Annotated in this window: 9 protein-coding genes; 2 read left to right on the top strand and 7 right to left on the bottom strand. The window is 70.4% G+C overall.

Translation table 11 applies throughout. The features are described from left to right. Positions 1-832 (bottom strand): serine/threonine-protein kinase (locus NY1_RS39400; RefSeq protein ID WP_169815476.1); only part of this gene is annotated, 832 nt, incomplete at its 3' end. A 239-nt stretch (positions 833-1071) separates the two neighbouring features. Here NY1_RS39400 and NY1_RS39395 point away from each other — a divergent pair. Continuing rightward, entirely contained in the window at positions 1072-2100 is a 1029-nt protein-coding gene (locus tag NY1_RS39395; RefSeq protein WP_084536224.1) for an alpha/beta fold hydrolase, read from the top strand. On the opposite strand, the gene NY1_RS39390 is transcribed toward NY1_RS39395, so the two are convergent. The 6 genes from NY1_RS39390 to NY1_RS39365 all read right to left on the bottom strand — a co-directional run bounded on the left by NY1_RS39390 (position 2068) and on the right by NY1_RS39365 (position 11154). Beyond that, on the bottom strand, positions 2068-3387 hold the full coding sequence (locus NY1_RS39390) for a lipase family protein (RefSeq protein WP_084536222.1): 1320 nt from the start codon (positions 3385-3387) through the stop codon (positions 2068-2070). The genes NY1_RS39395 and NY1_RS39390 overlap by 33 nt on opposite strands. Positions 3388-3508: 121 nt before the next feature. After that, complete coding sequence (locus NY1_RS39385; protein ID WP_067722779.1) at positions 3509-4765, bottom strand: RNA polymerase sigma factor; 1257 nt, start codon at positions 4763-4765, stop codon at positions 3509-3511. After that, complete coding sequence (locus tag NY1_RS39380; RefSeq protein WP_067722777.1) at positions 4765-5190, bottom strand: YciI family protein; 426 nt, start codon at positions 5188-5190, stop codon at positions 4765-4767. The genes NY1_RS39385 and NY1_RS39380 overlap by 1 nt, the downstream gene beginning before the upstream one ends. Positions 5191-5299: 109 nt before the next feature. Continuing rightward, complete coding sequence (gene car / locus NY1_RS39375; protein ID WP_067722775.1) at positions 5300-8800, bottom strand: carboxylic acid reductase; 3501 nt, start codon at positions 8798-8800, stop codon at positions 5300-5302. Positions 8801-8926: 126 nt separating this feature from the next. Beyond that, entirely contained in the window at positions 8927-9607 is a 681-nt protein-coding gene (locus tag NY1_RS39370; RefSeq protein WP_067722773.1) for a helix-turn-helix domain-containing protein, read from the bottom strand. After that, positions 9604-11154, bottom strand: coding sequence for an APC family permease (locus NY1_RS39365; protein ID WP_169815475.1), 1551 nt, complete (start codon positions 11152-11154; stop codon positions 9604-9606). Before NY1_RS39365 ends, NY1_RS39370 begins: the two co-directional genes overlap by 4 nt. A gap of 173 nt (positions 11155-11327) precedes the next feature. Between NY1_RS39365 and NY1_RS39360 the strand changes: the two genes are divergently transcribed. Further along, the gene (locus NY1_RS39360; protein ID WP_067722769.1) at positions 11328-12776 is read left to right on the top strand and encodes an APC family permease; all 1449 of its coding nucleotides are present in this window, start codon (positions 11328-11330) and stop codon (positions 12774-12776) included. Positions 12777-12800 lie beyond the last annotated feature (24 nt).

Below are 12800 nucleotides of genomic sequence, written 5' to 3'. Positions count from 1 at the left end.
CCGTGGTGTCGGCGGCCGTGCGCGCCGCGGTCGCCAGCGCGCCGCCGCTCGCGAAGCGATCGGCCGGATCCTTGGCCAGCGCGGTGGCGATCACGTCGTCGAAACCCGGTGGCGCACCGAAGGTCGAGGGTTTCGGCGGTGGATCGTTGAGGTGGGCGAACACCACCGCGGCGGGTGTGTCGCGCGGGAAAGGCAGGAAGCCGGTGAGCATTTCGTAGAGCACGCAGCCGAGCGCGTACACATCGGCCCGGTGATCACCGCTCTCGCCGCGGATGCGCTCCGGGGCCGCGTAGGCGAGGGTGGCGGCGAATCCCTCGGTGTGCGTGGCGGTTTCGCCGGCGGGGCGGGCGATGCCGAAGTCGGTGACCAGGACCCGGTCGCCCAGGCCGGAGCGTTCCTCGACGAGGATATTGGCGGGCTTCACGTCCCGGTGCAGCAGGCCCGCCCGGTGGATCGCGTCGAGTCCGTGCGCGGCTTCGGTGAGGATCCGCAGCACCCGTTCGATGGGCAGCATGCCCGGTGCGCGGCGAATGATCTCGGCGAGGTCGGGGCCCTCGACGTACTGCATTGTCAGCCACAGCCGGCCGGCGTGCTCGCCGCGGTCGCGGATCGCCACCACATTGGGATGCCGTACGCGCGCCGCGTTCTCGGCCTCGCGCAGGAACCGGGCCCGGAAGGCCGGATCGGCGGTGTGCTCCTCGGCCAGGATCTTCAGCGCGTCCCGCCGGGGCAGCCGGGGATGCCGGGCCAGGTACACCGTTCCCATGCCGCCGGACCCGAGCAGTCGTTCCAGACGATAGCCGGAGAAATCCGCTCCAACGGCGACAGCCACCCGCACTGTCCTCTCGTCCCCACAGCGTGCCGGGACCCTTCCGGCACGACGCGCCTGACAGTACGCGACAGCGCAATCCGGGCACAACGGTTCGGCGCACACCGGTTGCCCGGGGGTTACACCCAGGGTGGTGATCGACGCCACCTCGGGCGGTGGTGATCGAGTCCTCGGGGCTCTCCTGCCGGGAGCCGGGCGGGCGAACACTTGAGGCATCGATCCGCCCGACCCTGGAGTCCCCGATGACCCTCAGCACCCTCGCCGCCCCGGCGCATCGGCGCACGACGGTCGTCACGGCGGACGGCACCGGTCTCACGGTCCGTGAATACGGCCACCTCGACGCGAGGCTCACCGTGGTGCTGCTGCACGGGCACTGCCAGCACACGCAGTCCTGGACCTATGTGCGCGATGCGCTGACCAGGCAGTATCCCGCCGCTCGGGTCGTGTGCTACGACCATCGCGGACACGGTGATTCGGCTCGCGCCGCCCGCCGCACCTACCATCTGGAACAGCTCGCCGACGATCTGCGCGAGGTGCTCGACGCCGTCGCCCCGCACGGACCGGTCGTCCTGGTCGGGCATTCCATGGGCGGCATGGCCCTGCTGACCTACGCCGCTCGGTACGCCCACGAGATCGGCACCCGCATCATCGGCGTCGGGCTGATCGCCACCGCCGCGAGCGGACTCGCCGAATCGGGTTTCGGCCGCCTGCTCACCAATCCGGCGATCACCCTTTTCCAGGCCGCCGTGCGTATCGCCCCGCACCCGATGCAGCAGGCGAAACTGCTGGCCTGCAAGGTGTTCGCGCCCCTGGTCCGGCTGGCCGAATTCGGCGACCGCAAGGTCAGCCCGCGCGTGCTCGCCCTGGCCAACGCCATGCGCAACGAAACCTCGATCGTGACCATGGCCGGCTTCCTGCGCGCCTTCACCAGCTACGACCGCACCGATGCCCTGGCGGGTCTGTCTCGGATCCCCACCCTCGTCCTGTGCGGTTCCGCGGACCTGATGACCCCGCCCTCGCACTCGGTCGCCATGGCCGCCGCCGTGGATTACGCGGACCTCGTATTGATCGACGGCGCAGGGCATTCGGTGATTCTCGAAGAACCCGAGCATGTGGCCGCTGCTCTGACCCGGTTGATTACGCGAGCGCGGGTCGATGCCGGCCACGGTGCCGCGTCCCCGGTTGCCGGTGGCTCAGAGCACCGGGCGCACGTCCGGCCGCTGCGGGTCGCGGTGGCGTCAACGGTGCGGGGTGAGTTTTCGGCCGCGTAGGACCTGCGCGGCGGTGCGGCCCATGCGGCGCAGGCCGGACAGGGTGCCGGGCTGGGCGAGGACCGAGCGGACGGTGGTCGTGGTCGATTCGGGCAGCGGCACATTCGCGAAGCGGTCGGCGAGCCAGTCGAGCATGCGGGGCAGGGCGAGGACGGCGAGGCTGTTGTGTTCGCTGAGAATGTCGCGCAGGTAGGTGACGCGGGCGCCGCCGTCGAGGTAGGCGCGGACCAGAGCGTCGACGGTTTCGACGGCGATGATCTGGTCGTTGACGCTCTGCACCACCAGGATCGGCATGGCGGGGGCGGCGGTGCCGAGGCGCAGGTCGCGCATCACTTCGTCCACGTCGGGGCGGGCGAGCAGGGCGGTCAGCGGGACGGTGGTGTAGTCGCCGATATCGCGGCCGGACAGGTGGGAGATGGCGCTGAATGTGCCTCGGGTGCGCATGGATTCGAGCAGTTGCCGCCCGGCAGGCGTGGTGTGTTCGTGCAGTACCGCGTCCAAGGCCGGATAGACCTGGCGGAGGGCGGCCATGGCCATGACGGGCAGGCCGGCGGCTCGCTTGCCGTTGATGCGCAGGAAGGCGGCCGCGGGATCGCCGACCGGTGAACCGGCCGCCGCGCCCGCGATGTTCAGTTCCGGCGCGTAGGTGCCGGCCAGTTCGGCCGCCCAGGCCGTCGCCATACCGCCGCCGGAGTAGCCGATCAGGCCCAGCGCCGTGTCGGGGGCGAGTTCGAGCGGGGCGAAACCCAATGTGGCGCGCAGTCCGTCGAGGGTGCGATGGCCCGGCTCGCGGGGTGCGACGTACGCGCCGAGCATGCCGCCGTGATCGGGGACGCCGACGATCCAGCCGCGGGCGAGAGCGGCGGTCATGGCGAAGAATTCGAACTGGGTGGGGCTGCCGAGGGCGCGCGCGCCGGCGCGCAGCGCGAAGGACGGGAAATAGCGGGAGGACACCGAATCCATGGCGCACTGATGGCTGAGCACCCGGGGCGGGCCGGGGGCCGGGTGGGGCGGGAGCATGACGGTGGTCGCCGCCGCGTCCGGTGCGCCGTGCAGATCCGTTGTGCGATAGAGCAATTGCCACGCGGTCAGCGGCTGCCGGATGCGGCCGAACGCCGCCACGGTGACCGGGCGGGCGTGCAGCACGCTGCCGGGCGGGGTCGCGTGCCAGCCGGTGGGTGGCCGGTAGAACGGGTCGTCGACGGGCAGCAGATCGGGTGCCGGAGTATCGAATCGGCGTGGATCGGTGGACCGGGGCCCGGTGGCGGCATCGGCATCGATGCTCATGGAATCCCTCTCGTCGGTGCGCGCACGGAATTGTCAGTATGAGACCGCGGCGCGGGCCGAGTCACTGTGCGGGCGGGACGAATCGGCGTGATCGGCTTGTCCAGGGCGACAAAGTAGCCGATCACTCGCCCGATGGGGGAGCGGCCGCCAGGCTTCGGGCGCGTTCGGTCAGGTAGCGGCGCTGCGGGAGGCTGCCGGTGAGTTCCGCCGCATGCCGGTAGTCGGCGAGCGCGGCCGCGGTGTCGCCGGTCATCTCCAGCAGTTGGGCGCGTACGGCGTAGAAGCGATGGTCGGTGCTCAGGCGGCTGTCGTCGGTGAGGTTCGCGAGCAGCGCCAGACCGGCGGGCGGGTTGTCGGCCATGGCGACGGCGACCGCGCGATTCAGGGCGACCATCGGATTGTCGGTGAGCGTGATCAAAGCCGTGTAGAGCGCGGCGATCTGCGGCCAGTCGGTCTCGGCGGCGGTGGCGGCCTCGTCGTGCACGGCGGCGATGGCGGCTTGCAGTTGATAGGGGCCGGGCAGGCCGCCACGCGGCAGGGCGGCGGTGATCAAGGCGATGCCCTCGGCGATGAGGTCGGCGTCCCAGCGGGTGCGGTCCTGTTCGGCCATCGGGATCAGTTCGCCGGTAGGACCCGTGCGAGCCGGGCGGCGGGCATCGGTGAGCAGCATGAGCGCGAGCAGCCCGGCCACTTCGTCGTCCTCGGGCAGGAGCCGGAACATGATGCGGGTCAAGCGGATCGCCTCGCCCGAGAGGTCGCGGCGGTAGAGTTCGGGGCCCGCGGTGGCGGCATAGCCCTCGGTGAAGATCAGGTACAGCACGTGCAGGACGGCGGCCAGGCGGGCGTCGCGTTCGGCGGCGCGCGGCATGCGGAAGGTGGCGCCCGCGGCCTTGATCGATTGTTTGGCGCGGGTGATGCGCCGGGTCATGGTGGCTTCGGGGACCAGGAAGGCGCGGGCGATCTCGGCGGTGGTCAAGCCGCCCACCGCGCGCAGGGTCAAGGCGATCTGCGAGGCGGGCGACAGGTCCGGGTGGCAGCACAGGAACAACAGGATCAAGGTGTCATCGGCATCCTCGATGCGTTCGCCGGCTGCGCCCGAAGTCCAATGGTCCGCCGGAACCTGCTGCGCGACAATGTCTTCGCGACGGCGGCGGGCTTGTTCGGCGCGCAGCATATCGGTCAGGCGGCGGGCGGCGACGGTGAGCAGCCACGCCTTCGGATCCTCCGGCATCCCGTCGTCCGGCCATTGCGTGGCGGCGGCCAGCAGGGCTTCCTGGACCGCGTCCTCGGCGGTGTCGAAATGGCCGTAGCGGCGCACCAGCGCGCCGAGGACCTGCGGCGCGAGGGTGCGCAGCAGGTCCTCGGCCGGCGTGGGCATCAGGACTGGAGTTCGTCCGCGCCCTGGCTGATGGGCCGCACATCCGCGAACGCGCGGGCCGCGACCGCGCGCGGGGCCGGGCATTCGGCCAGCCGGACCGCGATCTCGGTGGCGCGATCGAAACTGTCGCACTCCACGATCCAGTAACCGGCCAGCACCTCCTGGGTTTCGGCGTACGGGCCGTCGGTCACCGCGACCGGCACCCCGGCGCGGGCGCTGCCGCTGACCCGCCGGGTGTGCACCGGCGCCGCCAAGCCCTGGGTGTCCACCAGTTCACCGGACGCTTCGAGTTCGGCGCTGAACTTGCGCATGAACTCGACCATGCCCGCGAGTTCCTCCGGCGTCCACGCGTCGTCACCGGTGGCCTGGCCCGCCATACCGTCGTAGTCGCGCTGGCTGCCGTAGGACAGGATCATGTACTTCATCGGTCTCACCTCCGTGGTCAGGCGTCCCGGTGACGCCTTCTTCCGGAACGTCGAAGCCGTCCGAGGGATCCGGACATCCTGTTCGCAGAATATTTCGCCCGGGCGCGATTCACAGCAGATCGAGCAGGCGGAGATCCGCCACGTATTTGCCGATGAGCTCCCGCGACAGGTGCGGAATGGTGCCGGTGGGGCCGATCCGCGCGGTCCGCACGGCCGCCTGGAAATGCTCGGCGGGCAGCGCCGCGCCCGGGAGCGGCGGGGCCGGGCGGCGGTAGGCGTGCAGCAGCGGCAGCACTGAATCGCGGCGGCGGCGTTCCGGGAGCGCCCGCAGCGCGGTCTCGAAACGGGCGAACCATTCGGCGTAGTCGTCGATGCGTTCGATGGGCTGCCCGGCCTCGATCAGCCAGTCCACGAAGGTGTCGAGGGAGATGCCGTCGCGGTGCGGATTGATGACGTCGTAGGTGGCGAAACCGGAGACATTGGCGGCCCCGAGCACGGTGATGGCGGCGGCGGTGAAATCGGCGGGCAGGCCGTCGTAGTGGGCGGCGCGGCGGTTGCCGTGGGAATTGGTGGCATAGAACGACTTCGGGGCGATGCCGGTGGCGAGCAGGCTCAGCATCAGGCGCGTGAACATATCGGGCAGATTGAACTGGCCGCGGAAACGGCTGTGCGCCAGGATCATGTCCGAACGGAACACCGCCACCGGCAGGCCGAAGCGGTCGTGGGCGTCGCGCAACAGCACCTCGCCCGCCCATTTGCTGTTGCCGTAGCCATTGGCGTAGCCGTCGTCGACGCTGCGGACGGCGCTGAATTCCCGCACGTCGCCGTTCTCCTCGAAGGCGTCCGGTGCGACCTGGGCGGCCACCGCGACCGTGGACAGGTAGGTCACCGGTTTGCGCTGCGTGGTGAGGGCGAGGCGGATGATCTCGGCGGTGCCGACCACATTGGGGCCGAACAGCTGGTCGTAGGGGAGTACGTGGTTGACGAGGGCGGCCGGGTGCACGATCAGGTCGACGGTGGCGGCCAGGCGCTGCCAATCCGGTTCGGTCAGGCCGAGATTCGGCTCGCCGATATCCCCGGCGAGCACCTCGAGGCGGCGCGCCGCGAGATCGCGGTAGTGCGCGAGCAGTTCCGGATCGCCGCTGTCGAAGACCGTGTCCAGGCGCGCGCGGGCGGACTCGGCATCGCTGCCGCGCACCACGCAGATCACCCGGCCCGCGTCGTGGTCCATCCGTTCGAGCCATTCCAGCAGGAGGAATCGGCCCAGATAGCCGTTGGCTCCGGTCAGCAACACCGTGACCGGCTCCGCCGGGGCGCTGGGCAATGATGTTGCCGCGTACAGGGTTTCGGCGTCGATGAACTTGTCCAGGGTCAACTCCGACGCCCGGATCTCACCGGGCTGCGCGTGCACGGAGGCGGCGGTGGGGCGGGTGCCGTGGCGTTCGGTCTCGATGTACTCGGCCAGCCGCCGCAGCTCGGTGGCCGGGCCGACGATCAATCCGACCGGCACCTCCACCTCGAAGCAATCGCGCAGCAGTGTCGAGAACGTCAGTGCGGACAGTGAATCGCCGCCCAGGTCGATGAATCGGGCATCCAGGGGCGGTTCGGTCACCGCGCCCAGCACCGCCTTCGCCGCGCGGACCACCGTCTCGCCGACCGGCCGGGTGGCGGCCCCGTTCCGCAGTTCGTCCATCTCGCCGACCTGCTGCTTTTCGAGGTCGTCGTAGAGCGCGTGCAAGCGATCGCTGAAACGCTCTTTCAGCTTGGGCCGCAACAGTTTTCCGATCCCCGACAGCAGCCCGTTCTCGACCGTGAACGGTTCGGTTTCGAGCAGCAGACCGCGCGGCAGCTCGAAGGATTCCAGCTGATTGTCCTTGGCGATGCCCTGCAACGAACGGGCCAGCGCGCCGGGCAGTTCGGCGGGATCGAGCTCGAGCGCCTGCGGGGTCGGCACGATCACCGCCAGCAGGAACGCCCGCTCGCTCGCGCCGTACACGAAGATCTGCCGGATCAGGGGACTGGTCGCGTACAGCGCCTCCAGCTTGGCCACCGCCACGAACTCGCCCTGCGACAGCTTGAGCACATTGTTGCGGCGATCCAGGTAGACGAGGCGATCCGGCTCCAGCTCGGCCACGATATCGCCGGTCCGATAGAACCCGTCGGCGTCGAAGATCTCCGCCGTCACATCCGGCCGCTTGAAGTATCCCGGAATCATCTGAGTCGTCTTGACCAGGAACTCGCCGCGCGGATACGGCTTGTCGGTGGTGAAATAGCCGAGTTCGGGCACATCGGCCAGGCGGTAGTCCAGCACCGGCGGTCGCCGCACCTCGCCGTCGAGGATCAAACCGCCGCCCGCTTCGGTGGAGCCGTAACCGTCGTGCAGCACCTGCTGCAGGACGGATTCGATGAACGCCTTCATCTCCGCCGACACCGGGGCGCTGCCCACCATGGCGCGGGCCAGACGGCCGCCCAGGAATCGTTGCCGCAGCTCGGTTTTCACCGTCTCGTCGGCGGCATCGGGATCGACGCCCTGCTCGATGAGCCGCCGCAGTTCCCGCTGATACTGCTGGAAGACCAGATCGCACACGCGCGGTACGAAGAACAGTTCGGTGGGCCGCACCAGCGCGATGTCCTCGAACAGGGTCGACAGATCGCTCTCGGCGGTGAAATACGTGGTGCCGCCGCGCGCGAGGGCGCCCGCCAGGACCAGCCGCCCGGCCACATGGCTCATCGGCATGTATCCGACGTTCACCACCGGAACCGGGATCTCGGTCGGCCCCGCCCACATGTGCGTGACCAGCCGCTCGGTGTACATCGCGCCCTTCGGGGTGCCGGTGCTGCCGGAGGTGTAGACGAGCAGCGCCAGCGCCTCCTCGCCACCGGTGGCCGGTGCGGCGATCGGTGGCAGCGTCCGGCCCCGGGCCAGTACGTCGTCCAGGCCTTCCAGCCGCACCGCGCCGCTCGCCGAAAGCCGTTGCCGCGCCTGCTCGAAGAGCTGCGCCTGCTGGTCGTCATCGCGTTCGTAGTCGAACACGACGATGGTCTCGATCGGGCTGCCGTCGCGCACCCCGTCGACGACCGCGTCGAGCAGTTCCAGGCTGACCGCGAGTACCCGCGCACCGGTCTCGGCCAGAATCGAATGCCATTGCGCCGCCGCCGCGCTCGCCTGCAACGGCACGATCACCGCACCGGCGCGCACGCACCCGAGATCGAGAATCGTGGTGTCGAGCCCCGCGAACCCCAGCACGGCCACGAAATCACCGACGCGGACCGGGGTTTCGGCATCGTCGCGCCAGGCGGCGGCCAGCTCCCCGGCATGCCGCCACAGCTCGCGATAGCTGATGGTCTCGAACCCGGGCAGCAGCCGCCGGGCCCGCCGCCCGGACGCGTCGGTCACCACCGTGGCGGTCCGCCATCCGATGGCCGGCCGATCGGCATAGTGCTCCATGATGACCGCGATGGTCCCCGCCAGGCTCAGCCCGGGTGCCCGCACCGCCGCCGCGACCTCCGGCTTCGGCTGTGCGGCCCGGAGTTGTTCGTCGGCGAGCAATTCGGTGAGCAGCTCGCTGAACCGGGCCGCGCGGGCCTCCTCGCGGGTAGCTTCGGTCATACCGCCCCTCCTGCTTCATCGCACGGCGCGTATCCGGAAACGGCGGTCGCTACCGATTAGCTATGCTAACTATTCCACGATGGGCGGCCGCCCGGCCATTGTCAAGAGAATCCCGGCCGCGCCCGCTCAATGGCCGCGGAAGGCTGCTTGCAGGCGGTCGTGACCCGGGGCGAGGAGGCGGCGGGCGGCGTCGAGGTCGCGGAGGCGGGCCGAGGTGGTGGAGAGGGTCAGGCCCGCCACGAGAATGCCGCGCCGGTTGCGGATGGGAAGGCTCAGACAGCCGGCGCCGGAGCGCAATTCGTCGATTTGCAGGGCGTAGCCGCGGTGGGCGGCGGGATCGGATTCGGCGAGGGCCAGGCGGCCGATGGCCGACGCGGTGAGGTCGGTGGTGATGCGCTGCTCGTGCTCGATGGGGTATTCGGGGTCGGCGTCGAGGATGCGGACGCGCGGGCGCGGGGTGGTGGTGCGCAGATAGCCGGTGAGGTGGATGCCGCCGCGGGTGTGCGCGCGGAGCTGCTCGAGGGTGTCCAGCACGGTGTCGGGCAGCGGTGCGGGGGCGGCCATTCCGGCGAGCTCGGTGACTTTGGCGCCGAGGGCGAAACCGCTCAGGTCGGGGGTGCGGACCAGATACTCCTGCTGCACCAGCAGATTCAGCAGCCGGTAGGCGGTGGCGCGGGGCATGGCGAGATTGCGGCTGATCTCCCGGGCGGTCACGCCCGGACCGCAGGCGGCCACCTCTTCCAGGACCACCAACGCGCTCAGTACCGCTTTGGGCTGCCGCCCGCCGATACCGCCCGCCGTGCTCACTCCGGGCTCCGCACGGGTGCGGTCGCACCGTCGCCGGGGCCCGGAATACGTGCTCCGCCCAGCACTTCCGAGCCGATCGGCGTGTCGTGGGTGCCGAGCGGGTGCGGGCCGTGCCGTCGGGCGCGCCGGAGTCCGGCCAGCCCCAGCGCTATCCCGAGGGCGAGCAGCCACACGCCCGCCGCGCGCGGCCCGCGCCATTCGGCGACCAGGAACACCGACAGGCAGCCGGTGAGGCCGAGCGCGGTGCCGCACGCCAGTACGGCCGGACCGAAGCTGAATTCGCCGATGCGGCGCAGGAAGAACGGGACCGCGAGGCAGACCAGGGCGTAGGCGAGCACATAGCCGCCCGCCGAGACGACCAGGAGGATGCCGACGGCCTGGGTGACGCCCGCCGCGAGCAACAGCAGCGGGACGCCGGTGACGACGGGCAGGGAGACGCCGATCGCCAGATGCGGGGTCCGGTAGACCGGGTGCGTGCGATGCACGGCGGGCAGCACGCCGTCGATGCCCATGCTCATCAGCACGCGCACCAGCGCGGTCGAGGACGCCAGCGCACAGGCGAAGAACGAGGCGGCGACACCGCAGTCGAGAATCGGGGAGATCCAGCCGACGCCGTAGAACGCCGACAGGGTGCGCACCGGGTCCGGGTCGCTGCCGACCGCGACGCCGGCCGCGCGAAAACCGGTGGCCTGCACCGAGGTCGCGGCCACCACGAGCACGCCCGCGGCCAGCGGCGACCAGATCAGCACGCGCGGGACCGCGGCGAAGGGCCGCCGGGCCTCCACCGACAGCGAGGCCGCGCTTTCGAATCCGACGAACGCGGTGATGGCGATGACCACCCCGACCACCAGTCCGGAGAACGGAACACGTTGCGGGGCGAGCAGTTCCCAGGCGATGGGGTGGCGGCCCTGGCCGCGGAACAGCACGACGACCAGTGCGACCAGCACCACCACCGCGATCGATTCGACGAGCAGGTTCAAGCGCGCCGACATGCCGATGCCGCGCAGCATCACCACCGCGCAGGCCGCGCCGGCGGCGAGCACGCTCAACAGCGGGACCGATCCGCTCGAACCCGCCTCGAAACCCATCGCGCCCAGCAGATTCGACACCTGCAAACCGATGTGGGCGAAGGAGTACATGGCGATGAACCCGTATCCGAGGATCAGCCCGATGCCGCACAGGAAGGCGGCTGTCGCGCCGAGTCCCTTGGCCGTGAAGGTATAGAGCGAACCCGCCGTCGCGACGCGTTTGGTGAACTGGTTGATGGCCGCCGCCACCGGCAGGGTCAGTCCGACGCCGAGGATCGCCGCCCACAGCGCCCCGTCACCGCTGGTGCTCACCAGCATGCCCGGCACCGTCGCGGCGGCCGCGCACGGGGCGATGGCCGACACCGATTGCGACAGCAGCCCGGCGAAGCCCAGACTGCGGCGGCGCAGCCCGGACATGGGGGAGGTGGCGTGCACCCCGCGCACCGGCGGCGGGTCGGCGATCGCGCGGTCGAGTGCGCTGCTGCGGGCATCCATACGCCCGGAAACTACGAAAACCATGTATCGCACCGGTTTCGGGGAGATGAGGACTGTGTGGTCGCGAACGAGACAGCTCTCGTGCCGGACGGTCTCATTCGCGGTGGCCTCGACCTTTACCGCCGCATCACCATCCCGAAAAACGGTGTGCCGACAGTGTTGAGGGTCAAAGATCCTCGCTCTTCCGGAGGTGCCACATGGCCCCCACATCCCCATCCGGCCCGGCGTCACCGCCCGCCGGACTGCGCGGTTCGCTCGGTCCCGGCGCGATCATCTTCATGGTGGTCGCGGCCGCCGCGCCGCTCACCGTGATCGGCGGCGGCGCGCCGATCGCCATCCTCATCGGCAACGGCGCCGGCTATCCGGCCATGTTCGTGGTGTCGGCGATCGTGCTGCTGCTGTTCGCGGTCGGGCTCAGCGCCATGAGCCGCCACGTGCCGAAAGCCGGTGCGTTCTTCACCTATATCGGGTACGGGCTGGGCCGCCCGCTCGGACTGGGCGCGGCCTACCTGGCCTGGTTGACCTACACGATGGTGCAGGTGGCCGTGTACGGATTCCTCGGCGCGGCGCTCCGGCGCTCGATCGTGGATATCGGCGGCCCCGAACTGCCCTGGTACGGCTACGCGCTGGCGATCGTCGCTGTGGTCGGCGTGCTCGGCTACCGGCATATCGAGGTGAGCTCCAAGGCGCTCGGGCTGTTGCTGATCGCCGAGGTCGGCATCGTGCTGCTGCTCAGCGTCGTGGTGATGGCCCGGGGCGGCGCGGAAGGGCTGTCGGCGCAACCGTTCTCGCCCGAGACGGTGCTCTCCGGCTCGCCCGGGCTGGGCCTGATGCTGGCCATCGCCGGGTTCATCGGCTTCGAGGCCACCGCCGTGTTCCGGGACGAGGCCCGCGATCCCGCCCGGACCATCCCGCTCGCCACCTACGGCGCGGTGCTGGCCATCGGTGTGCTCTATGCGTTCGCGTCCTGGGCGCTGGTCATGGCGTGGGGGCCGGACGGCATCGTGGCCGCGGCCGCCGAGAACCCCGGCGATCTCATCGTCCGCACCGCGCAGGAGTATCTGGGCACCGCCGGTGCGGTCGCCGTCAACGTACTGCTGCTCACCAGCCTGTTCGCCTGCGTGCTCTCCTTCCACAATGTGGTTGCGCGCTACCAGCATTCGATGGCCGCGACCAATGTGCTGCCGAGCGGGCTGGCCCGCGTGCACGACCGCCACCGATCGCCGCATCTGTCCTCGCTCGCGCAGACCGGCACGGCGGGCGCCCTGATCGCGGTCTTCGCGCTGTGCGGCCTCGATCCGGAACTCGAAGTGTTCACCTGGTTCTCCGGCGTGGCGAGTCTCGGCGTGGCGGTGCTGATGGCGGTCACCTGCGCGGCGGTCATCGTCTACTTCGCGCGCACCGGCAGCGATACCCGCCGCTGGCACACCCGGATCGCACCGGCGTTCGGGCTGCTCGGGCTGGCGGTGGCGGCCGGGCTGATCGTGGTGAACTTCCCGACGCTGATCGGCGGTTCGACCGCCCTCGCCGCGGTGCTGCTGGCCGTCACCGCCGCGTTCCCGCTGGCCGGCATCGCTCAGGCGTACACGCTGCGGCGCGCCAACCGAACGGTCTACGACGGCATCGTCGATGCCATCGCCGCCTGAATTTCCTTACCAACCAGGAGTATT

Source organism: Nocardia yamanashiensis NBRC 100130, assembly GCF_001613325.1.
Classification (GTDB): domain Bacteria; phylum Actinomycetota; class Actinomycetes; order Mycobacteriales; family Mycobacteriaceae; genus Nocardia; species Nocardia yamanashiensis.
The sequence above is the reverse complement of the archived record's forward strand: the minus strand, read 5'-3'. Positions and strand labels throughout refer to the sequence as shown.

What these genes read in the sequence shown, in the direction of transcription:
- NY1_RS39390 (WP_084536222.1), bottom strand. Translation starts at nt 3,387, where the DNA reads ATGAGCATCGATGCCGATGCCGCCACCGGGCCCCGGTCCACCGATCCA.
- NY1_RS39360 (WP_067722769.1), top strand. Translation starts at nt 11,328, where the DNA reads ATGGCCCCCACATCCCCATCCGGCCCGGCGTCACCGCCCGCCGGACTG.
- NY1_RS39365 (WP_169815475.1), bottom strand. Translation starts at nt 11,154, where the DNA reads ATGGTTTTCGTAGTTTCCGGGCGTATGGATGCCCGCAGCAGCGCACTC.
- NY1_RS39385 (WP_067722779.1), bottom strand. Translation starts at nt 4,765, where the DNA reads ATGCCCACGCCGGCCGAGGACCTGCTGCGCACCCTCGCGCCGCAGGTC.
- NY1_RS39380 (WP_067722777.1), bottom strand. Translation starts at nt 5,190, where the DNA reads ATGAAGTACATGATCCTGTCCTACGGCAGCCAGCGCGACTACGACGGT.
- car (WP_067722775.1), bottom strand. Translation starts at nt 8,800, where the DNA reads ATGACCGAAGCTACCCGCGAGGAGGCCCGCGCGGCCCGGTTCAGCGAG.
- NY1_RS39395 (WP_084536224.1), top strand. Translation starts at nt 1,072, where the DNA reads ATGACCCTCAGCACCCTCGCCGCCCCGGCGCATCGGCGCACGACGGTC.